20 protein-coding genes are annotated in these 22,708 nt (G+C 62.3%); 2 read left to right on the forward strand and 18 right to left on the reverse strand.

Going from position 1 to position 22,708, the window contains the following annotated elements:
• Positions 1 to 42 precede the first annotated feature (42 nt).
• A complete protein-coding gene (locus PRtIB026_RS21600; protein WP_203651674.1) occupies positions 43 to 2,748 on the forward strand; it encodes a dermonecrotic toxin domain-containing protein in 2,706 nt (901 codons plus the stop codon).
• Between the two features lie 32 nt (positions 2,749 to 2,780).
• Here PRtIB026_RS21600 and PRtIB026_RS21605 read toward each other — a convergent pair whose 3' ends face one another.
• From PRtIB026_RS21605 to flhA, 14 genes are all read right to left on the reverse strand, one after another.
• Complete coding sequence (locus tag PRtIB026_RS21605; protein ID WP_023630608.1) at positions 2,781 to 3,176, reverse strand: DUF2802 domain-containing protein; 396 nt, start codon at positions 3,174 to 3,176, stop codon at positions 2,781 to 2,783.
• A 1-nt stretch (position 3,177) separates the two neighbouring features.
• Positions 3,178 to 3,657, reverse strand: a complete 480-nt coding sequence (locus PRtIB026_RS21610) for a chemotaxis protein CheW (RefSeq protein ID WP_003254393.1) — start codon at positions 3,655 to 3,657, stop codon at positions 3,178 to 3,180.
• Between the two features lie 67 nt (positions 3,658 to 3,724).
• Complete coding sequence (locus PRtIB026_RS21615; protein WP_267812920.1) at positions 3,725 to 4,645, reverse strand: CheW domain-containing protein; 921 nt, start codon at positions 4,643 to 4,645, stop codon at positions 3,725 to 3,727.
• On the reverse strand, positions 4,645 to 5,433 hold the full coding sequence (locus PRtIB026_RS21620; protein WP_203651672.1) for a ParA family protein: 789 nt from the start codon (positions 5,431 to 5,433) through the stop codon (positions 4,645 to 4,647). The genes PRtIB026_RS21615 and PRtIB026_RS21620 overlap by 1 nt, the downstream gene beginning before the upstream one ends.
• Positions 5,434 to 5,511: 78 nt before the next feature.
• Positions 5,512 to 6,369: a flagellar motor protein MotD gene (gene motD / locus PRtIB026_RS21625; protein WP_203651670.1), complete on the reverse strand. Its 858-nt coding sequence runs from the start codon at positions 6,367 to 6,369 to the stop codon at positions 5,512 to 5,514.
• A gap of 3 nt (positions 6,370 to 6,372) precedes the next feature.
• A complete protein-coding gene (locus PRtIB026_RS21630; protein ID WP_186735477.1) occupies positions 6,373 to 7,113 on the reverse strand; it encodes a flagellar motor protein in 741 nt (246 codons plus the stop codon).
• Entirely contained in the window at positions 7,113 to 8,237 is a 1,125-nt protein-coding gene (locus tag PRtIB026_RS21635) for a protein-glutamate methylesterase/protein-glutamine glutaminase (protein WP_203651668.1), read from the reverse strand. The genes PRtIB026_RS21630 and PRtIB026_RS21635 overlap by 1 nt, the downstream gene beginning before the upstream one ends.
• Before the next feature lie 45 nt (positions 8,238 to 8,282).
• Positions 8,283 to 10,508 carry a chemotaxis protein CheA gene (locus PRtIB026_RS21640; protein ID WP_203651666.1) on the reverse strand — a complete coding sequence of 742 codons (2,226 nt, stop codon included), beginning with the start codon at positions 10,506 to 10,508 and terminating at the stop codon, positions 8,283 to 8,285.
• A gap of 12 nt (positions 10,509 to 10,520) precedes the next feature.
• Positions 10,521 to 11,309: a protein phosphatase CheZ gene (locus tag PRtIB026_RS21645; RefSeq protein WP_203651664.1), complete on the reverse strand. Its 789-nt coding sequence runs from the start codon at positions 11,307 to 11,309 to the stop codon at positions 10,521 to 10,523.
• A gap of 19 nt (positions 11,310 to 11,328) precedes the next feature.
• Positions 11,329 to 11,703: a chemotaxis response regulator CheY gene (locus tag PRtIB026_RS21650; RefSeq protein ID WP_023630863.1), complete on the reverse strand. Its 375-nt coding sequence runs from the start codon at positions 11,701 to 11,703 to the stop codon at positions 11,329 to 11,331.
• A gap of 104 nt (positions 11,704 to 11,807) precedes the next feature.
• Positions 11,808 to 12,548, reverse strand: a complete 741-nt coding sequence (fliA, locus tag PRtIB026_RS21655) for an RNA polymerase sigma factor FliA (RefSeq protein WP_050706656.1) — start codon at positions 12,546 to 12,548, stop codon at positions 11,808 to 11,810.
• Complete coding sequence (gene fleN / locus PRtIB026_RS21660) at positions 12,545 to 13,378, reverse strand: flagellar synthesis regulator FleN (protein WP_016393812.1); 834 nt, start codon at positions 13,376 to 13,378, stop codon at positions 12,545 to 12,547. Before fleN ends, fliA begins: the two co-directional genes overlap by 4 nt.
• 114 nt (positions 13,379 to 13,492) lie before the next feature.
• Positions 13,493 to 14,806 (reverse strand): flagellar biosynthesis protein FlhF, encoded by a 1,314-nt coding sequence (flhF, locus tag PRtIB026_RS21665; RefSeq protein WP_050706657.1) that lies wholly within the window; start codon positions 14,804 to 14,806, stop codon positions 13,493 to 13,495.
• 11 nt (positions 14,807 to 14,817) lie between these two features.
• Entirely contained in the window at positions 14,818 to 16,947 is a 2,130-nt protein-coding gene (gene flhA, locus PRtIB026_RS21670; RefSeq protein ID WP_203651662.1) for a flagellar biosynthesis protein FlhA, read from the reverse strand.
• Between the two features lie 313 nt (positions 16,948 to 17,260).
• On the opposite strand from flhA, the gene PRtIB026_RS21675 reads away from it, so the two are divergent.
• Positions 17,261 to 18,439 (forward strand): integrase core domain-containing protein, encoded by a 1,179-nt coding sequence (locus tag PRtIB026_RS21675; RefSeq protein WP_203647529.1) that lies wholly within the window; start codon positions 17,261 to 17,263, stop codon positions 18,437 to 18,439.
• 663 nt (positions 18,440 to 19,102) lie between these two features.
• On the opposite strand, the gene PRtIB026_RS21680 is transcribed toward PRtIB026_RS21675, so the two are convergent.
• The 4 genes from PRtIB026_RS21680 to fliQ form a co-directional block, all read right to left on the reverse strand.
• The gene (locus PRtIB026_RS21680; protein WP_203647529.1) at positions 19,103 to 20,281 is read right to left on the reverse strand and encodes an integrase core domain-containing protein; all 1,179 of its coding nucleotides are present in this window, start codon (positions 20,279 to 20,281) and stop codon (positions 19,103 to 19,105) included.
• Positions 20,282 to 20,507: 226 nt separating this feature from the next.
• Positions 20,508 to 21,650, reverse strand: a complete 1,143-nt coding sequence (gene flhB / locus PRtIB026_RS21685) for a flagellar biosynthesis protein FlhB (protein ID WP_203651659.1) — start codon at positions 21,648 to 21,650, stop codon at positions 20,508 to 20,510.
• Between the two features lie 2 nt (positions 21,651 to 21,652).
• Positions 21,653 to 22,429, reverse strand: a complete 777-nt coding sequence (gene fliR, locus PRtIB026_RS21690) for a flagellar biosynthetic protein FliR (RefSeq protein WP_198742974.1) — start codon at positions 22,427 to 22,429, stop codon at positions 21,653 to 21,655.
• Positions 22,430 to 22,436: 7 nt separating this feature from the next.
• A complete protein-coding gene (gene fliQ / locus PRtIB026_RS21695) occupies positions 22,437 to 22,706 on the reverse strand; it encodes a flagellar biosynthesis protein FliQ (RefSeq protein WP_050706662.1) in 270 nt (89 codons plus the stop codon).
• Positions 22,707 to 22,708 lie beyond the last annotated feature (2 nt).

Consider the following 22,708-nt stretch of genomic DNA (forward strand, 5'->3'; position numbering starts at 1 on the left):
TCGCTACCGTGGGGCCTCATTTATCCACACGGATCGATTCCAATGGCTTCCACTTTCGTAAATAACGCGGGCGAACAGTTCATCCGCCGCCACCTGCAGCATATTCCCAGGCCTAGCCTGTTTGCCGCCAAGGCAATCCGTGAATGGGCTGGACAAGAGCAACATCAACTCGACCCCGACCAGACCGACGTCGTCACCCTGCACTACCGTGGCAATCAGGTCATGATTGCCCAGCGCCTTTCACTCACCCAGGCGGTGCTCTCGAACTGGCAAGGTGAAAACAACAAGGACCTGGTTGGCCAGCTATTCCCGGGTAACTGGGCAGGTACCTTGCCAGACGGCCCGCTGACCATTGTCGAACATCTGCCAGCGCTCGGACCGCTCGACAACAGCGCACGGTTCTCGGTCTTCAACGGTGTCTTCCGCAGGTCCACCCCGGCCCGCTACGACAGCACCACGCACCTGCCAGTGGATGTCGAGGCCATGCAGCGGTTCATCTGGGATCTGGACGTTCACACCCGCTTCGTCTCGATGCTGGACGAGTATTGGCAAAAGACCAGCAAAACCCATCCACAGTCTCTGCAAATAAGCTTTATCGCAGCCTGCAACAAACAGGTCCAGGAAGGTTCCCTGAGTGACGCTGGCCGTCAGTTGGCCTGGCAAGCGGCGGGACTCATGCCGAGAGCTTCCGGCCTGGAAATCAGGCCTCTGAATGTCTATGGCTACGCCGCCACCGACATCATCCAGATTGCTGACCCAGCACATCAGCCAGTACTGCTGTACCTGCCGGGAAATTCATCACCCTTCCATGAGTTCGACGGCATGAATGCCCTGAAGGACTGGTTCGCTGAACAGTGCCGCACCAGCGAAAAACGCCAGCGCCTGCGTCAGTATTTCAAAGCGGCAGACACCCCCGACGGCCTGGACTTCAGCGGGCTGGATACCGCGCTGGATGGCCTTGGCACCTTCCCGCGCTTCCACACGCGATCGCCCAACCGGCCAGGCTTCACCGTCGATGGTCCATGGCCTCCCAGGGACTACGTCAACTACAAGCCCCACAAGTACAGCCCATTGATAGAAGGCGACTTGTTCGAAGCCCTCACGCTGCGCCAGCGCAAACGCAGCTATGCCGACGCCGACTTTCTCATCACCAGCAGGACGCAAGTGACCAAGGCCCACTGGCGTGACTACCTGGTGACCTCGATCAATCTGCTGGCGCCCCTGGCGCTGGTGGTGCCCGAACTCATACCACTGCTGGCCGTCGGTGGCATCGCGCAATTTGGCCTGGGGATCGACCAGGCAATCAACGGCAAGACACTGGAGGACAAGGCCGACGGCGTAAGCAACATCGAGTTCGGCCTGCTCAATGCCGTCCCGCTGGTCTTGCGAGAAGCGACTCGCGTGAAAATCCTGTTCCCTGGCAAAAGCCCACGATTCGTCATGCCAACGCGAGTGAACGATCAGGTGGGTTACCCTCTTAGCCCCATGGATCCGCCCAGGCTACCCGAAGAGGGGGCCGCGCAATTCTTCGCCCCACCTCCAGAGCCAATAGCACTTCCACAAGATAGCCATCTAGGCAACTGGATCACTCGATTCATTGATGGCAATGGCGTAAAGCATATGGAGGCAACCCTGGAAGAAGCGAGGTTCGAAGTACGCTACGACAGTGAACACGATGCATTCGTCCGCAGGCCGAATAGCAAGAATGAATCGCCAACCTATTATCAGGTTTCCGAGCAGAGCAACGGCCTGGAAGTCATCGATGTCACAAACCGCCCAGTCACTGACGCCATGCGCATGAGGACATTGCGCGCACTGGGCGTCGACCTGCAACTGCCCATCAAAATCCCAACGCCCTCCAGCGAAATGTTCGAACTTCCCAAGCAGATCCTGAATATCTGGGTCGGTGACAAAATCATCCCCGACAATCTGCTGAAGACCGTGGAAGCCAACGCCAGGGGGTTGCTGCATTCCAGAACCTCCTACCGGATATACCTGTCCACTGCCGATTCGAATGTATACAGCATCAACCATGCCGCGCTGCTCAAGCATGCTGAGAATCTGCAGATACTGCCGCTGGAAGAGCAAGCCTTCTACGATGACTTCCAGGACAGTCCTTACTTTGGGCAATACGAGAAGGCCATCAAAGGTGGAAATTATGCTTCGGCCTGCGACGTGCTTCGCTACCAACTACTCAACAGCGAAGGCGGCGTTTATATAGACATCGACGACACCCTGCGCACCCTTGGCGATCATCCGGACGCCGATGCAATGATCGCCTCGACGCCCTTGAAAGCGACGCAAAATGGTCTTGTGCTGGGCGCGCCGATGGACAATGCACGCCTGGGCATGCATTGCGCCTACTCGAACAGCTTGATTGGCAGTCATGCGGGGAACGATACGCTGGACGCTATCTCCGATGAGATACTCAAACGCTTCGAGGACAACCCGAACTTTTATGACAGCAGACCGTTGTATGGCGCCCCCGATCATGAGACCTACGCCAAGAAACTGAACGAGATGACCGGTCCTGGCGTCCTCAACGATGTGATTGACGATGAGGACTACGAGGATCTGTCCAGGCTGCGTATCTTGCGACAAATCACCAAGCTGGAGTCAGTCCCTCAGAAAGACTTCACCTTCCTCACAAGTCCAGCCCACGCCGGCATTTCCGAGGCGCAGCGTGGCGACCAGGCGCTGAGAGACCTTGTGACGGTAGGCAACAACAATTCGTGGGCGAAACCCTGATACAAGCCGGGCGACTTGCGTCGCCCGGATCATCACTCGCCGCGGTGCAGCTTGCTCATCAACTGCGCCTCGGCCTGGGTCAACCCGCAGGTCTGGGTCAGCTCCTCGACGCTCGCGCCCATCCCCACCAGCTTGGCGGCCTGGGCGAAGGTGACGCTGTTGGGGTCGCGCTGCTCCAGTTGCTGGAGCTTCTCGGGCAACGGCGCGACCACCGCGCGCAGTTCATGGATCGCCTCGCCCATGCGCACGGTGCCGTTCTGGTAGTCGTCCAGGCGCTTGGCCAGGTCCTTGATGCGCTGGTCACGCAGCGCATCGCCCTGGGCCTGCTGGGCGGCCAGCTCGCGCTGGCGTTTGCTGTAGTTGAGGAAGAACCACAGGCTCAGCGCCCAGAGCAGCGCCAGGAAGATGACAGCAACCTCGAAGATCAACTCAGATGTTCTCCAGCTCGGACCACTCTTCCTCGGTCATCATCTTGTCCAGCTCGACCAGGATCAGCAGTTCGCCGTTCTTGTTGCAGACGCCCTGGATGAACTTGGCCGACTCTTCGTTGCCGACGTTCGGCGCGGTTTCGATCTCCGACTGACGCAGGTAGACCACTTCGGCGACGCTATCGACCAGGATACCGACCACCTGCTTGTCCGCCTCGATGATGACGATGCGGGTGTTGTCGGTGACTTCGGTCGGCATCAGGCCGAAGCGCTGGCGGGTGTCGATCACCGTCACCACGTTGCCGCGCAGGTTGATGATGCCCAGCACGTAGCTGGGTGCGCCCGGAACCGGAGCGATCTCGGTGTAGCGCAGGACTTCCTGCACCTGCATGACGTTGATGCCGTAGGACTCGTTGTCCAGACGGAAGGTTACCCACTGCAGGATCGGATCTTCGGAACCTTGTGCAGACGACTTTTTCATTCCCCTAGCCCTCAAAATCCGCCATCGGCGGTGTGCTCTGTGTTGCCGCGGCAGTAGCGGCGTTGATTCAGTTGTGTTTGGTGTTCATCTGCTTGACCGCGCCACTGGCGATCAGCTCGGCCAGTTCGGCGACATCGAGCAGCGCGCACATGTGTTCGATCACCGTGCCGGCCAGCCACGGGCGTTGGCCGCGCTGGCTGCGCCACTTGATCTCGTTCGGGTCCAGGCGCAGCGAGCGGCTGACCTGGTGCACGGCCAACCCCCACTCGTAGCCCTGGACCGAAATCACGTACTGCAGGCCCTGGCGGAAGTCGTCGCGGTAGCGATCCGGCATCACCCAACGGGCCGTGTCGAGCACCTTGAGGTTGCCCGCCTGGCAGCTGAGGATGCCGAGGAACCAGTCCGGCTGGCCGAACAATGGTGTCAGCTCCTGCCCGGCCAGTGTATAGATCGAGCCCAGGCACACCAGCGGTACCGCCAGGGTCAGCCCGGCGACATCGAACAACAGGCATTCGAACGGTTCGGCGGCCCAATCCGGACGGCCATCGACGCTGGCCGGCGGTGTAGGCGCGGCGGGTGCCACCGTCACATTGAGCTCCACCAGCGGCGCCACGGGCTCGATGGCCTGGGTTTCACTCAGGACCGGGATGCTGGCTTCAGCCACCACCTCGGTCTCGACCACGGCGACCACCGGTTCCACCACCGGCGCGGCAGGCGGCAGCACGGTCGGCAGGACCTTCGCCTGCGGCTCGGCAAAGGGCCGCGCCGCAGGCAGGACCGGGGCCACCTGACGCTGGGCGTCACGAGCCTGTTCCTCGCGGACCGCGGCTTCGAAGTCATCGCCGGGGGCCTGCTCGACAGGCTCCTCGACAGGTGCCTCCAGCTCCGCCGGCAGCTCGAACGACTCGGTGGCCTCCTGCAACAGCCCATCGAGATAGGACTGCAAGGCCATCTGTGGCTTGGTGGTGATGTGCCGTGCCTGGTTCATCACGCCACCTGCAATGCGGAACGGTAGGTGAGCATATGCTTGAGCAGCGCCCGGTAGGCCACCACGCCACGGCTCTTGCCGTCGAACTGCGAAGGCGTGACGCCATTGCGGCTGGCGTCACGCAGGCGCGTGTCCACCGGAATGTAGCCCTGCCAGACCTGGTCGCCATAGGTGTCACGCAGCACCTTCAAGGTGCCCAGCGACGCCTGGGTGCGGCGGTCGAACAGGGTCGGCACGATCTGGTAGGGCAGCGCCTGCTTGCGCGAACGGTTGATCATGCCCAGGGTGCTGACCATGCGTTCCAGGCCCTTGACCGCAAGGAACTCGGTCTGCACCGGGATCACCAACTGCTGGCTGGCGGCCAGGGCGTTGACCATCAGCACGCCCAGCAACGGCGGGCTGTCGATCAAGGCGAAGTCGAAATCCTGCCACAGCTGCGCCAGACTCTTGGCGATCACCAGGCCCAGGCCACTCTGCCCCGGCGACTGGCGCTCCAGCACCGCCAGTGCGGTGCTTGACGGCAGAAGCGAAATACGTTCGTCGCTGGTCGGCAGCAGCAATTGGCCCGGCAGGCCCTCGGGCACCGTGCCCTTGTGCAGGAACAGGTCGTAGCAACTGTGCTCGAGCGCATCGGGGTTGTGCCCGAAGTAGCTGGTCATCGAGCCGTGCGGGTCGAGGTCGACCACGACCACGCGCTTGCCCGCCTCGGCCAGCAGGCCGGCCAGGGCGATGGTGGTGGTGGTCTTGCCGACACCACCTTTTTGATTGGCTACTGCCCAGACTCTCATCGTGCGTTGCTTCCTCCCGGTATGGCCGCCTGCCCTGCCGGGAACGGTGTGAAATTCAGTGACGGGGATTTGACGAAATCAGCCCCCGGTCGACGGCGCTGGCGAGGCTGGTGCACTTTGTGTGCCAGCCCGACGCATCGCCGCATCCGGGGTGGCATTGGCGCTGCCGCTGCCAGTCAGGCTGCGGCGCACCTCCAGGTTGCGCGAGATCACCAGCACCACCCGGCGGTTGCGCGCACGGCCTTCGGCGGTGTCGTTGCCAGCCACCGGCTGGTACTCGCCATACCCCACCGAGGCCATGCGCCCCGGGCTGACCCCTTCCATGGCCAGCAGCCGGACAATGCTCGCCGCCCGCGCCGACGACAGCTCCCAGTTGGTCGGGTACTGGGCGGTGCGGATCGGCAGGTTGTCGGTGAAGCCCTCGACGTGCACCGGGTTGGCGAACGGCCTGAGGATCTTCGCCACCTTCTCGATGATCTCGAAGGCGACATCGCTGGGCATGGCGTCGGCGCTGGCGAACAGCAGCGAGGAGTTGAGCTCGATCTCCACCCACAGTTCGTTGCCGCGCACGGTCATCTGGTTGGACTTGATCAGGTCGCCAAAGGCGTCGCGGACATCGTCGGTGATGGTCTTGAGCGGGTCGGCGCTGGTCTGGGCCAGGCCCGCATCGGTCTGCTCGCTGTCCTTGATCAGCGGCTCGGCGGGCTTGACGCTCAACGGCCGCTCGTCACCGATGGGGATCGGCTTCATGCTGCGCTCGGGGTCGTTGAATACCCCGATCAGTGCCTGGGAAATCTGCTTGTACTTGCCCTCGTTGATCGACGAGATCGAGTACATGACCACGAAGAAGGCGAACAGCAGGGTGATGAAGTCGGCATACGAGACCAGCCAGCGTTCGTGGTTCTCGTGCTCTTCGATCTTGCGACGACGGGCCATGGCTTACTCCATGAAGCCTTGCAGCTTCAGCTCGATCGAGCGTGGGTTCTCGCCTTCGGCGATCGACAGCAGGCCTTCGAGCAGCATCTCGCGGTAACGCGACTGCCGCAGGGTGATGGCCTTGAGCTTGTTGGCGACCGGCAGCAGGATCAGGTTGGCGCTGGCCACACCGTAGATGGTGGCGACGAAGGCCACGGCAATGCCGTTGCCCAGCTGCGACGGGTCGGCCAGGTTGCCCATCACGTGGATCAGGCCCATCACCGCACCGATGATGCCGATGGTCGGCGCGTAGCCGCCCATGCTCTCGAACACCTTGGCGGCCTGTATGTCGCGGGCTTCCTGGGTCAGGAAGTCGACTTCAAGGATGCTGCGGATAGCCTCGGGCTCGGCGCCGTCGACCAACAGCTGCAGGCCTTTGCGTGCATAGGGATCGGGCTCGGCGTCGGCCACGCCCTCCAGCCCCAGCAGGCCTTCCTTGCGTGCGGTCAGGCTCCAGTTCACCACCCGGTCGATACCACCGGGCAGGTCCACCCGCGGCGGGAAGAAGATCCAGCGCACGATCTGCAGCGCGCGCTTGAACGACGACAGCGGCGACTGCAGCAACGCCGCTGCCAGGGTACCGCCCAGCACGATCAATGCCGCCGGGCCGTTGATCAGCGCACCGACGTGGCCACCCTCGAGGAAGTTGCCGCCGACAATGGCGACAAAGGCGAGGATCAGGCCGATAAGGCTCAACACATCCATCAGACGCAGGCCTCGACCAGGTGCTTGCCGATCTCGTCCAGGCTGTACACGGCATCGGCTAGGTTGGCCTTGACGATGGCCATGGGCATGCCATAGATCACGCAGCTGGCTTCATCCTGTGCCCACACGGTGCTGCCGCCCTGCTTGAGCAGGCGCGCGCCTTCGCGACCGTCGGCGCCCATGCCGGTGAGCACCACCGAGAGCACCTTGTCGCCATAGGATTTGGCGGCGGAGCCGAAGGTGATGTCGACGCAAGGTTTGTAGTTCAGGCGCTCGTCACCCGGCAGGATCTTCACCGTGCCACGACCGTCGACCATCATCTGCTTGCCACCCGGGGCCAGCAGCGCCAGGCCGGGACGCAGCACGTCACCGTCCTCGGCTTCCTTGACGCTGATCTTGCACAGTTTGTCCAGGCGCTCGGCGAAGGCCTTGGTGAACGCCGCCGGCATGTGCTGGATCAGCACGATCGGCGCCGGGAATCCGGCAGGCAACTGGGTCAGCACCCGCTGCAGCGCCACCGGACCACCGGTGGAGGTGCCGATGGCGACCAGCTTGTACGGCTTGCGCTTGGGCGCCGGCGAATGCGCGGTGGCCGGTGCCGCGGTACGCACCGGGGCGGTCGTGCGCGCAGGTGCGGTGCTGGCGAAGCTGCTGGCCGGCGCATGACTGCTGGCTGGAGCTGGCGCGGCAGTCGGCGCCGGGCTGGAATAGGCGCTGAAACGGCGATTGCTGCGCGAGATGGTGTGGACCTTCTCGCAGAGCATCTGCTTGACCTTTTCCGGGTTGCGCGAGATGTCCTCGAAGTTCTTCGGCAGGTAGTCGACCGCGCCGGCGTCCAGGGCGTCGAGGGTGACGCGGGCGCCTTCGTGGGTCAGCGAGGAGAACATCAACACCGGCGTCGGGCAGCGCTGCATGATGTGCCGCACCGCGGTGATGCCGTCCATCATGGGCATTTCATAGTCCATGGTAATGACATCGGGCTTGAGCGCCAGCGCCTGGTCGATCGCTTCCTTGCCGTTGGTCGCGGTACCCACGACCTGGATCGTCGGGTCCGCCGAGAGAATTTCCGAGACACGGCGGCGGAAGAAACCGGAATCATCCACCACCAGGACCTTGACTGCCATAAACACTCCATTAGGCGGCGCACCCGCCAGGGCGCGCCACCGAAATCAAATACGCCGGGCGGCGTAACGCTTGAGCATGCTCGGGACGTCGAGGATCAGCGCGATCCGGCCGTCACCGGTGATGGTCGCGCCGGACATGCCCGGGGTGCCCTGCAGCATCTTGCCCAGAGGCTTGATCACCACCTCTTCCTGGCCGACCAGCTGGTCGACGACGAAGCCGATGCGCTGGGTGCCGACCGACAGGATCACCACATGGCCTTCGTGCTGCTCCTCGTGCTCGTGGTCCTGGACCAGCCAGCGCTTGAGGTAGAACAGCGGCAGCGCCTTGTCGCGCACGATCACCACTTCCTGGCCGTCGACCACGTTGGTGCGCGACAGGTCGAGGTGGAAGATCTCGTTGACGTTGACCAGCGGGAAGGCGAACGCCTGGTTGCCCAGCATCACCATCAGGGTCGGCATGATCGCCAGGGTCAGCGGCACCTTGATGACGATCTTCGAGCCCTGGCCCTTGGCCGAAAAGATGTTGATCGAGCCGTTGAGCTGGGAAATCTTGGTCTTCACCACGTCCATGCCGACGCCACGGCCGGATACATCGGAGATCTCGGTCTTGGTCGAGAAGCCCGGGGCGAAGATCAGGTTGTAGCAGTCCGACTCGCTCAGGCGATCGGCCGCGTCCTTGTCCATCAGGCCCTTCTCCACGGCCTTGGCGCGCAGGATGCTCGGGTCCATGCCCTTGCCGTCGTCGGAGATCGACAGCAGGATGTGGTCGCCCTCCTGCTCGGCGGACAGCACCACCCGGCCCATGCGCGACTTGCCGGAGGCCTCGCGCTCATCGGGCATCTCGACGCCATGGTCGACGGCGTTGCGCACCAAGTGCACCAACGGGTCGGCCAGGGCCTCGACCAGGTTCTTGTCGAGGTCGGTCTCTTCACCGACCAGCTCGAGGTTGATCTCTTTCTTGAGCTGGCGGGCCAGGTCGCGGACCAGGCGCGGGAAGCGGCCGAAGACTTTCTTGATCGGCTGCATGCGGGTCTTCATGACCGCGGTCTGCAGGTCGGCGGTGACCACGTCGAGGTTGGACACGGCCTTGGACATGGCCTCGTCGCCGCTGTTGAGCCCCAGGCGCACCAGGCGGTTACGCACCAGCACCAGTTCGCCGACCATGTTCATGATCTCGTCCAGGCGCGCGGTATCGACCCGCACGGTGGTTTCCGCCTCGCTGGCGCCGTGCTTCTCGGCGGCAGGCGCCGGAGCGCGGGCCGGTGCGGCAGGCTTGGCGGCGGCAGCCGGAGCTGCGGCGGGCGCGGCGGCCGGTGCCGGCTTGGCAACTGGTTTGACCTCGGCCTTGGCCGCGACAGGTGCGGCAACGGCAGCGGCAGGCGCTTCGGCGGTGACTGCGTCACCGGAGAACTTGCCCTTGCCGTGCAACTGGTCGAGCAGGGCCTCGAATTCGTGTTCGCTGATGCTCTCGTCGCCCGCAGCGGATGCCGCGCTGGCCGCTGGCGCGGCGGCGCCTGGCAGTGCGTCGACGGCGAAGGTGCCTTTGCCGTGCAGCTGGTCGAGCAGCGATTCGAACTCGTCGTCGGTGATCTCATCGCTGGCCGGGGCGGCTGCCGCAGGCGCGCTGACGGCGGCATCGGCCGAGAACTGGCCCTTGCCGTGCAGCTGGTCAAGCAGTGACTCGAACTCGGCATCGGTGATCTCGTCACCACCGCCGCTGATTTCTTCACCCTGCAGTTGCTCATGAGCCTGGGCTTCGGCCTTGACCGCATCGAGCGAGTCGAGCAGCTGCTCGAACTCGGTATCGGTGATGTCGGGCTCGGCAGCCGCAGCTTCAACCACGGGCGCGGCTTCGACCACCGGGGCCGGCGCTTCGGCGCCACCGGGCTCGGCCAGGCGCGACAGCGCCGCCAGCAGCTCCGGCGTGGCCGGCGTGACGTCGGTACGTTCGCGCACCTGGCCGAACATGCTGTTGACCGTGTCGAGGGCCTCGAGCACCACGTCCATCAGTTCCGCGTCAACCCGGCGCTCACCTTTGCGCAGGATGTCGAACACGTTCTCGGCAATGTGGCAGCACTCCACCAACTCATTGAGCTGAAGGAAGCCGGCGCCCCCTTTTACAGTGTGGAAACCGCGGAAAATCGCGTTGAGCAGGTCCGCATCATCGGGCCGGCTTTCCAGCTCGACCAATTGCTCGGACAGTTGCTCGAGGATTTCGCCGGCTTCTACCAGGAAATCCTGAAGGATTTCTTCATCGGCGCCGAAGCTCATTAAACGTGCTCCTTAAAAACCCAGGCTGGACAACAGATCGTCGACATCGTCCTGGCTGGACACGACGTCTTCACGCTTATCGGCATGAATCTGCGGACCTTCACCCCGAGTCGGATGTTTTTCTTGATCTTTTTCAGCGCGCAGCTGCTGGTGGTCATGTTCGATCCCGGCAAAGCGGTCGACCTGGCTTGCCATCAGCACGAGCTTGAGCAGATTGCTTTCGACTTCGGTGACCAGCGCGGTCACCCGTTTGATCACCTGGCCGGTGAGATCCTGATAATCCTGGGCCAGGACGATATCGTTGAGATGGCCGGCGACCTTCTGGTTACCTTCGGCGCTGTGCGCCAGGAAACTGTCCACACGCTTGACCAGCTCACGGAATTCCGGCGCTGCCACCTCGCGGCGCATGAAGCGCTGCCAGTCGGCGGACAGGCTCTGGGCCTCGGCGGCGAGGTCGTTGAGCACCGGGGTGCACGCCTCCGCCAGGTCCATGGTGCGGTTGGCCGCACCTTCGGTGAGGCGAACCACGTAGGAGAGGCGTTCGGCGGCGTCGGTAATCTGCGACACTTCCTCGGCCTGCGGCATGGACGGGTCGATCTGGAAGTTGACGATTGCACTGTGCAGTTCACGGGTGAGCTTGCCGACCTCCTGGTACAGCCCGCGGTCGCGGGTCTGGTTCAGTTGGTGGATCAGCTGCACCGCATCACCGAACCGGCCGCGCTCGAGGCTCTCGACCAGCTCCTGGGCATGCTTCTTCAGGGTTGATTCAAACTCACCCAAAGAGTTGTTGGTTGACTCCATTGCGCCCCCCAGACGTGACTCAGCCGTTGACGCGTTCGAAGATCTTCTCGATCTTTTCTTTCAGCGCCAGGGCGGTGAAAGGCTTGACCACATAGCCGTTTACGCCGGCCTGGGCAGCTTCGATGATCTGCTCGCGCTTGGCTTCGGCGGTGACCATCAACACCGGCAGGTGCTTGAGGCGCTCGTCGGCACGGACCGCGCGCAGCAGGTCGATACCGGTCATGCCCGGCATGTTCCAGTCGGTTACCAGGAAGTCAAAGTGCTCACTGGTGAGCATCGGCAGTGCCGTGTTGCCGTCATCGGCTTCCTTGACGTTGGTGAAACCCAGATCACGCAACAGGTTCTTGATGATCCGCCGCATCGTCGAGAAGTCGTCAACGATGAGGATTTTCATGTCTTTGTTCAATTAGACCTCCAAGCAGTCTTAAACGCGCTCGGCGCCGAGCGCGCACTCAATCAATTCGGCACCACAAAAAAACGACTGCATCGAACCTTGGCTCAACGCGCCCGCCATTCACCCAGGCGACTGCGCAGACGTGCCGCGCACTGGCTGTGCAACTGGCTGACACGCGATTCGCTGACCCCCAGCACCTCACCAATTTCCTTGAGGTTCAGCTCTTCGTCGTAGTACAGCGCCAGCACCAGGCGCTCGCGTTCCGGCAGGTTGGCGATCGCCTCGGCCAATGCGGCCTGGAAGCGCTCGTCCTCCAGGTCCCGCGCCGGCTCCAGCTGGTTGCTGGCGCCATCCTCGTGCAGCCCCTCGTGTTCGCCGTCCTGCAGCAGGTCGTCGAAACTGAACAGGCGACTGCCCAGGGTGTCGTTCAAAATCCCGTAGTAATCATCGAGACTCAATTGGAGTTCGGCAGCAACCTCGTGATCTTTAGCGTCGCGCCCCGTCTTTGCTTCAACGCAGCGAATCGCGTCGCTGACCATGCGCGTGTTGCGGTGCACCGAGCGTGGCGCCCAGTCACCCTTGCGCACCTCGTCGAGCATGGCGCCGCGGATGCGGATACCGGCATAGGTCTCGAAACTGGCGCCCTTGCTGGCATCGTATTTGTTGGCCACTTCCAGCAGGCCGATCATCCCGGCCTGGATCAGGTCCTCGACCTGGACGTTGGCTGGCAGGCGCGCCAGCAGGTGGTAGGCGATACGCTTGACCAGTGGCGCGTAGCGTTCGATCAGCTCGTACTGAGCGTCCTTGGCGGCCTTGCTGTACATCTTGAAACCACTCGCGTTCATAACACTGGCCCTGCACTGGTGGGCTGCACCAGGCGCTCGACGAAGAATTCCAGGTGCCCGCGCGGGTTGGCAGGCAACGGCCAGCTGTCGACCTTCTGCGCGATGGCCTTGAACGCCAGCGCGCACTTGGAGCGCGGGAAAGCCTCGTAGACCGCCCGCTGCTTCTGCACGGCCTTGCGCACACACTCGTCGTACGGCACGGCGCCGACGTATTGTAGGGCGACGTCGAGGAAGCGGTCGGTGACCTTGGTCAACTTGGCGAACAGGTTGCGCCCTTCCTGCGGGCTCTGGGCCATGTTGGCCAGCACGCGGAACCGATTCATCCCGTAGTCGCGGTTGAGCAGCTTGATCAGGGCGTAGGCGTCGGTGATCGAGGTGGGCTCGTCACACACCACCAGCAACACTTCCTGGGCCGCGCGGACAAAGCTGACCACCGAGTCACCAATACCCGCAGCGGTGTCGATCACCAGTACGTCGAGGTTGTCGCCGATCTCGCTGAAGGCCTGGATCAGGCCGGCGTGCTGGGCGGGCGCCAGGTGCACCATGCTCTGGGTGCCGGAAGCCGCCGGGACGATACGCACGCCGCCGGGGCCCTGCAGCAGCACATCGCGCAGCTCGCAGCGGCCTTCGATGACGTCGGCCAGGGTGCGCTTGGGCGTGAGCCCCAGCAGAACGTCGACATTGGCCAGGCCCAGGTCGGCGTCCAGCAACATGACCCGGCGACCGAGTTCGGCCAGCGCCAGGGACAGGTTCACTGAAACGTTAGTCTTGCCGACGCCACCTTTGCCACCGGTCACGGCGATCACCTGTACGGGATGCATGCTACCCATGTCTGTTCTTTACCTTGTCTCGCTTGGACCCAGGCCACATGAGGGGCTGAACGTTCAAGGCCACGGTCCGGCCGGGCAACCCCATGATGTAGGTACTTTGCACAGTATTCACCCTCAACCCGCACGCTTGCCAGGGTTGTGGTAGAGATCAGCGAACATGTCGGCCATGGCCTCGTCGCTGGGCTCGTCCTGCAACTGCACGCTGACCGCGCGACTCACCAGTTGGTGCTTGCGCGGCAGTTGCAGGTCGTCAGGAATGCGCGGCCCATCGGTCAGATAGGCCACCGGCAGTTCATGACTGATGGCAAGGCTCAGCACTTCGCCGAGGCATGCCGTTTCATCGAGCTTGGTCAGGATGCAACCGGCCAGGCCGCAGCGCTTGTAGCTGTGGTAGGCGGCGGTGAGCACCTGCTTCTGGCTGGTGGTTGCCAGCACCAGGTAATTCTTGGCGGCGATGCCGCGCCCGGCCAGGGTCTCGAGCTGCATGCGCAGCGCCGGGTCGCTGGCCTGCAGGCCGGCGGTGTCGATCAGCACCACGCGCTTGCGCAGCAGTGGTTCCAGCGCCTGGGCCAGCGACTCGCCCGGGTCGACATAGGTGACCGGCACGTTGAGGATGCGCCCCAGGGTCTTGAGCTGCTCCTGGGCGCCGATGCGGAAGCTGTCCATGCTGACCAGCGCCAGGTTGTTCGCGCCGTACTTGAGCACGTAGCGGGCGGCCAGCTTGGCCAGGGTGGTGGTCTTGCCCATGCCGGCCGGGCCGACCATGGCGATGACCCCGCCCTCCTCGATCGGTTCGATCTCGGGCACTTCGATCATCCGCGCCAGGTGTGCCAGGACCATGCGCCAGGCATGACGTGGGTCTTCGATTTCGGCAGTGAGGTCGAGCAACTCGCGGGCCAGGCCACCGGACAGGCCGAGGCGCTGCAGACGGCGCCAGAGGTTGGCCTGCTGTGGCTTGCTGCCCTGCAGCTGGCTCCAGGCGAGCGAACCGAGCTGGACTTCCAGCAGCTCGCGCAGGCCGGTCAGTTCGGAGCGCATGGCATCGAACAGACGCGGATCGACGGGGGCCGCTGCCGGCACAGCCGCGACCACCGGCTCATCGACATGCGGTTCGATCAACGGCTCGGACGCAGTCAGCGACTGGCCGGCAAACAATTGCCGGTTGCCGCCTTCGACGGCATCACCGCGCCCGGTCAATTCGGCCTGGGCGGTGACGATGCGCGACTGCGTCTTGCGCAACTCGTCCTCGAGCTCCGCATTGGGCACGCGTGGGGCCAGGGCGGACAGCTTGTAGTCCAGCGCGGCCGTCAGTTCGACACCGCCAGCGATGCGGCGGTTGCCGATGATGGCGGCGTCGGAGCCGAGCTCATCCCGGACCAGCTTCATGGCCTGACGCATATCGGCGGCGAAAAAACGCTTAACTTGCATAACCCACTACCTCAGCCGTTGGGGCCCACGGTGGCAACAATGGTGACTTGCTTGTTGTCAGGTATTTCCTGATACGCCAAAACATGCAAATTCGGTACAGCCAGGCGACCGAAGCGCGACAGCATGGCGCGGATCGGGCCGGCGACCAGGAGGATGGCCGGCTGGCCCTGCATTTCCTGACGCTGGGCCGCCTCGATCAGCGAACGCTGAAGCTTCTCGGCCATGCTCGGCTCAAGAAGAACACCATCTTCCTGACCCTGCCCGGCCCTTTGCAAACTATTGAGCAAGATCTGTTCCAACCTTGGCTCCAAGGTAATCACAGGCAGCTCGGACTCAACGCCGACAATGCTTTGCACGATGGCGCGGGACAAACCGACGCGCACCAGCGCCACCAGCGCGGCGGTATCTTGACTCTTCGCCGCGTTGTTGGCGATGGCTTCGGCAATGCTGCGGATGTCACGCACTGGTACCTGCTCGGCGAGCAGCGCCTGCAGGACCTTGAGCAGGCCCGACAAGGAAATGACACCCGGCACCACCTCCTCGGCCAGCTTCGGCGAGACCTTGGCCAGCACCTGCAGCAATTGCACCACCTCCTCGTGCCCGATCAGCTCGTGGCAGTGCTTCTGCAGGATCTGGTTGAGGTGGGTGGCGACCACGGTGCTGGCGTCCACCACCGTATAGCCCAACGATTGCGCCTGGGCGCGCTGGCCGACATCGATCCACACGGCTTCCAGGCCGAAGGCCGGATCCCGCGAGGCGATACCATTGACCGAGCCGAACACCTGGCCCGGGTTGATCGCCAGCTCCCGATCCGGGTAGATCTCGGCCTCGGCCAGGATCACCCCCATCAGCGTCAAGCGGTAGGCGCTGGGTTGCAGGTCGAGGTTGTCGCGAATGTGCACGGTCGGCATGAGGAAGCCCAGGTCCTGGGAGAGCTTCTTGCGCACGCCCTTGATCCGCGCCAGCAACTGGCCACCCTGGTTGCGGTCCACCAGCGGAATCAGGCGATAGCCGACCTCAAGGCCGATCATGTCGATGGGCGTGACGTCGTCCCAGCCCAGCTCCTTGGTGTCCATGGCGCGCTGCGGCGACGGCAGCAGGTCCTGCTGGCGCTGGGCCTCCTGCTCAGCCACGACCTTGGCCTTCTGCTGCTTCTTCCACACCAGGTAGGCGCCACCACAGGCCAACCCGCCCAGGCCGAGGAAGGCGATGTGCGGCATGCCGGGCACCAGGCCCATGACAATCATCAACGCACCGGAGACCGCCAGGGCTTTGGGCGAATCGAACATCTGCCGATTGATCAGCTTGCCCATGTCCTCGGACCCCGAGGCCCGGGTAACCATGATCGCAGCGGCGGTGGACAGCAGCAGTGATGGCAATTGCGCCACCAATCCGTCACCGATGGTCAGCAGGGCGTAGACCTTGCCGGCGTCGCCGAAGGTCATGCCGTGCTGCAGCATGCCGATCAGCATGCCACCGATGAGGTTGATGAACAGGATCAGCAGGCCGGCGATGGCGTCACCGCGGACGAACTTGCTGGCACCGTCCATGGAACCGTAGAACTCGGCTTCCTGGGCGACCTCGGCGCGGCGCGACTTGGCCTGGGCCTGGTCGATCAGGCCAGCGTTGAGGTCGGCGTCGATGGCCATCTGCTTGCCGGGCATGGCGTCGAGGGTGAAGCGCGCGCTCACCTCGGAGATGCGCCCGGCGCCCTTGGTCACCACGACGAAGTTGATGATCATGAGGATGGCGAACACCACCGCACCGACGACGTAGTTGCCGCCGATCACCACTTCACCGAAGGCCTGGATCACCTTGCCCGCGGCGCCATGGCCCTCCTGGCCATGGAGCATGACCACGCGGGTGGAGGCCACGTTCAGCGCCAGGCGCAGCAGCGTTGCCACCAGCAGGATGGTGGGAAACGCGGCGAAGTCCAGGGGACGCAGGGCGTAGACGCAGACCAGCAGGACCACGATCGACAGGGCGATGTTGAAGGTGAAGAACACGTCGAGCAGGAACGGCGGGATCGGCAACATCATCATTGCCAGCATCACCAGCAGGAGCAGCGGCACGCCGAGGTTGCCCCGGCCGAGACCGGCCAGGTTGTTGCGGGCGTTGCTGATTAACTGAGTGCGATCCACCGCGATTCCTCTTCAAGCAAAACTTTGACGCCTGTGTGGCGGCTGGCGCTGCCTTTGCAAGAAGCTTTCCAACTTTTCTGGGGGTGGGGGTTTTCGGGGGCTTCGGGGATTACTGTTTTGATTTTTTTATGCGCATTCATTGGCGATGGTGACGCATAGGCACCTTTCCGCCCTTACGGCGGGTCCCTTTTTGAAGGATCAAAAAGGAACCAAAAAATCCTCGCGGTATGACTCACCCACATGGGTTACAAATCAGTTCACGCACATAGGTAACAGTCTTTAACTGGCAGGGTCGGTTTTCGAGGATCTGACCATGCCTTGGCGAGAGCTGAAACCTATGGACCTGAAAATGCTTTTCATCGCGGATTACCTACAGGGGGCGCCCAGCTTCAGCGCCCTGTGCCAGGCCTACGAGATCAGCCGAAAGACCGGCTACAAATGGGTCGAGCGATATGAGAAAGAGGGGCCTTCGGGGCTGGAAGAACGCAGCCGCCGCCGGTTGACCCAGGACTGGATCGTGCCTGTTGCAGTTCGCGAAGCCATTATCGAACTGCGCAGTCGAGGCGAAACGGAACCGGGTCCGAAAAAGATCCAGGCTGCGCTGCAGGAGCGTTTCCCTGATCAGGCGCCGCCGTCGAAGACAGCGATCTACAACATCCTCAAGAAGGCCGAGTTGGTCAAACCACGCCGCTTACGTCAGCGGGTAGCGGTCTATCCCAAGCCCCTGGAGAAGGCAGAGTCGCCTAACCAACTGTTCAGTGCGGACTACAAAGGCCAATTTCTGACAGGTGCAGGCGTCTGGTGCTATCCGCTGACGATCATGGATCACGCCAGTCGCTTCCTGCTCGCCTGCCACAGCATGCCCAACACCAATCTTCTGGAAACGCAGGCCGTTTTCACCCAAGTGTTCCGGGAGAATGGCCTGCCTGAGCGGATTCGTACCGATAACGGTGTGCCGTTTGCCAGTAAGGGGCGTGCGGGACTTTCCCAGCTGTCGATCTGGTGGCTGCGTCTAGGCATCATTCCCGAGCGCATTGCGCCTGGTCGGCCTGAACAAAATGGCCGCCACGAACGCATGCATCGGACGCTCAAAAGCACGCTACCATCGCCGCCGGCAGTGGCCTGGGAGGCTCAACAACGGCACTTTGATCGCTTCCGGCAGCACTACAATCACGAGCGCTTGCATGAAGCGTTGAAGCAGAAAACACCGGCGTCTTGCTACCAACCCTCGCCGCGCCCATTCCCTGAAAAACTCCCCGAGATGACCTATCCCAGCCATATTGAGAGCTTGCCAGCGGATAGCTGCGGCATCATCAACCGCCGCGGCTTGAGGATCTACGTAGGTTATGTGCTCAAGCACCAGACCATTGGCCTGGAGCAGGTTGGGGATGGCGTCTGGGATGTTATTTTCGGTCCCATCATCCTTGGCAGGGTCGATGTGCGAGATGCCACTGATGGTTATGTAACACTCAAGGTGTTGTCACCTATGTGAGTGAACTTTTGTGTAACCCATGTGGGTGACCCGTACATCGCTCCATTCATCCGGCCCCTACGCTTCGCTCCGGGGTCCCCTCGCTCCGTTCTTGCTCCCGTGGGTACCGCGCTGTACGGCCCATCCTGGGCCGCAGCGCTCGACGGCCATCCATGGCCGTCGCCCCACTACGCAAGAACTCCGCTCGGCCTCCTGAAGTCGCAATTGGTGGCGCCTGAACTATCGCGCGTTTAGAAGCAAGAGCAAGAGCAAGAGCAAGAGCAAGAAATTCGAAGTTGGTTATATGACAGTTAATTATGTATTGGCTGTTCCGGCCCTTTCGCGGGGCAAGCCCGCTCCTACAGGGATCTATATAACGGCGACTATTGCGTGGGAGCGGGCTTGCCCCGCGATGTAATCGAGAGCTTAATTAAGCTTCAACTAGCGACAGCTGCGCCAGTCCAGGCGCCGCTCGTAACTTCGCGACTTCAGGAGGCCGAACGGAGGTCTTGCGGAGGGAGGTGACGGGCATGGATGCCCGTCAAGCGCTGGGGCCCAGGATGGGCCCTGCAGCGCGGTCCTCCCGGGAGCAAGGCCGGAGCGAGGGGACCCCGGAGCGAAGCGCAGGGGCCGGATGAATGGAGCGATGTACGGGTCACCCACATGGGTTACACAAAAGTTCACTCACATAGGTGACAACACCTTGAGTGTTACATAACCATCAGTGGCATCTCGCACATCGACCCTGCCAAGGATGATGGGACCGAAAATAACATCCCAGACGCCATCCCCAACCTGCTCCAGGCCAATGGTCTGGTGCTTGAGCACATAACCTACGTAGATCCTCAAGCCGCGGCGGTTGATGATGCCGCAGCTATCCGCTGGCAAGCTCTCAATATGGCTGGGATAGGTCATCTCGGGGAGTTTTTCAGGGAATGGGCGCGGCGAGGGTTGGTAGCAAGACGCCGGTGTTTTCTGCTTCAACGCTTCATGCAAGCGCTCGTGATTGTAGTGCTGCCGGAAGCGATCAAAGTGCCGTTGTTGAGCCTCCCAGGCCACTGCCGGCGGCGATGGTAGCGTGCTTTTGAGCGTCCGATGCATGCGTTCGTGGCGGCCATTTTGTTCAGGCCGACCAGGCGCAATGCGCTCGGGAATGATGCCTAGACGCAGCCACCAGATCGACAGCTGGGAAAGTCCCGCACGCCCCTTACTGGCAAACGGCACACCGTTATCGGTACGAATCCGCTCAGGCAGGCCATTCTCCCGGAACACTTGGGTGAAAACGGCCTGCGTTTCCAGAAGATTGGTGTTGGGCATGCTGTGGCAGGCGAGCAGGAAGCGACTGGCGTGATCCATGATCGTCAGCGGATAGCACCAGACGCCTGCACCTGTCAGAAATTGGCCTTTGTAGTCCGCACTGAACAGTTGGTTAGGCGACTCTGCCTTCTCCAGGGGCTTGGGATAGACCGCTACCCGCTGACGTAAGCGGCGTGGTTTGACCAACTCGGCCTTCTTGAGGATGTTGTAGATCGCTGTCTTCGACGGCGGCGCCTGATCAGGGAAACGCTCCTGCAGCGCAGCCTGGATCTTTTTCGGACCCGGTTCCGTTTCGCCTCGACTGCGCAGTTCGATAATGGCTTCGCGAACTGCAACAGGCACGATCCAGTCCTGGGTCAACCGGCGGCGGCTGCGTTCTTCCAGCCCCGAAGGCCCCTCTTTCTCATATCGCTCGACCCATTTGTAGCCGGTCTTTCGGCTGATCTCGTAGGCCTGGCACAGGGCGCTGAAGCTGGGCGCCCCCTGTAGGTAATCCGCGATGAAAAGCATTTTCAGGTCCATAGGTTTCAGCTCTCGCCAAGGCATGGTCAGATCCTCGAAAACCGACCCTGCCAGTTAAAGACTGTTACCTATGTGCGTGAACTGATTTGTAACCCATGTGGGTGAGTCATACCGCGAGGATTTTTTGGTGACTTTTTGATCCTTCAAAAAGTTACCCGCCGTAAGGGCGGAAAGGTGAATAAGCGTCGACATCACAAATGAATGCACATACAACTTTCAACACAACCACAACCACAGCAAACAACCAAACTCAACTATCCCGCCGCAAATCATCAGGAATCGGCAAATCCTCTTTCAAAGGCTCCGGCGCCTTCCCCTTGCCCGCCCGATACTGCCGAATCTGGAACACATAGGCCAACACCTGCGCCACCGCCAGGTACAACCCCGCCGGAATCTCCTGCTCCATCTCGGTAGAGTAATAGATAGCCCGCGCCAGGGCCGGCGACTCAAGTATCTGCACGTTATGCTCGACCCCGATCTCCCGCATCTTCAAGGCGACAAAATCGGTACCCTTGGCCACCAGCAGCGGCGCCGAGCCGCCCTTCTCGGGGTCGTACTGCAAGGCCACGGCATAGTGGGTCGGGTTGGTAATTATCACATCAGCATCCGGCACCGCCGCCATCATCCGGCGCTGCGACGCCTCGCGCTGCAGCTGGCGAATACGCTGCTTGACCTCAGGCTTGCCCTCGCTGTCCTTGTACTCGTCCTTCACTTCCTGCTTGGTCATCTTCATTTTCTTGTGGGTCTGCCACAGCTGGAACGGCACATCGGCCGCAGCGATGAGCAACAACCCAGCCGCCATCCACAACGCGCTCCAACCCACCACCTGAACCGAATGGATGATCGCCTGCTCGAGCGGTTCGTTGGCAATCGCCTGCAGTGCCTGACGATCCCCGGCCAACACCACCAGTGCCACGATCAGGATCACGAAGAACTTGGCCAGCGCCTTGAGCAGCTCGGTCAGCGCATTCATCGAAAACATGCGCTTGATCCCCGACAAAGGGTTCATGCGACTGAACTTGGGCTGCAGCAGGCTTCCGGAAAACAGGAAGCCGCCCAACGCGATCGGGCCGACGAACGCGATCACGAACAGCAGGATCAGCACCGGCTGCACCGCCCAGATGGCCATCTTGCCCGAGGCCAGCAGGAACGCCGCCATGCTCCCCTCGTCCACCACCACCTCGCGGGTAAGGCTGAAGTTCATGCGCATCAGCGCCATCAATTCTTCAGCCAGGTGCCCACCAAAGGCCAGCAGTCCCCCGGCGCCAGCCAGGGTCACCGCCACCGTGTTCAATTCCTTGGAGCGGGCGACCTCACCTTTTTCCCGCGCGTCGCGCTTGCGCTTGTCGGTGGGTTCCTCTGTCTTGTCCTGACCGCTTTCGCTTTCCGCCATGTTCAGCGCGCCCGTGCCAGCTCACGCAGCCACTGCAGCGCTTCGCTGGCCAGTGCCTGATAGTGTGAAAGAATATCGGCCAGGCCGATCCAGAAGATCACCATGCCCAGCACCAGCGTGAGCGGGAAACCGATGGAGAAGATGTTCAACTGCGGGGCGGCGCGGGTCATCACGCCAAAGGCGATGTTGACCACCAGCAGCGAGGCGATAGCCGGCAGGATCAGCAACAACCCGGCCCCCAGCACCCAGCTCATGCGCCCGGCCATTTCCCAGAAATGATCGACCACCAGCGCGTGCCCCACCGGCAACGTGGTGAAGCTCTCGGTGAGTATCTCGAACGCGACCAGGTGGCCATTCATCAGCAGGAACAGCATGCTCACCAGCATGGTCATGAACTGACCGATAACCGCGACGTTGACGCCGTTGGCCGGATCGACCATGGAGGCGAAGGCCATGCCCATCTGCACCGCGACGATCTGCCCTGCGACCACGAAGGCCTGGAACAGCAACTGCAGGGAAAAACCGAACAATGCCCCGACAATCACCTGCTCGGCGCACAACAGCACGCCACGCAGGCTCAACGGGTCGATTTCAGGCAGCGGTGGCAGGGCCGGCACGATCACCACGGTGATGGCAACGGCAACGTACAGGCGTATCCGGGCCGACAGCATCTTGGTGCCGATGATCGGCATCGTCATCAGCAAGGCGGTCACCCGGAACAACGGCAGGATGAAGGTGGCGACCCAGGTGCCGATCTGCGTGTCGGTCAATTCCAGCATCGTGGCGTCAACCGACCAGCTGCGGAATGCTGGTGTAGAGGCCGATGAAGTACTCCATGAACTTCTGCGTCAGCCACGGACCGACGACGATCAGCGTGACCAGCATCACCAGCAGGCGCGGAAGAAAGCTCAGGGTCTGTTCGTTGATCTGCGTCGCCGCCTGGAACATGGCCACCACAAGGCCCACCAGCAGGCTCGGCACCACCAGGATGGCGACCATCATGGTGGTCATCCACAACGCTTCGCGAAACAGGTCGATGGCGACTTCAGGTGTCATGC

Source organism: Pseudomonas sp. RtIB026, from assembly GCF_016861355.2.
Classification (GTDB): domain Bacteria; phylum Pseudomonadota; class Gammaproteobacteria; order Pseudomonadales; family Pseudomonadaceae; genus Aquipseudomonas; species Aquipseudomonas peradeniyensis.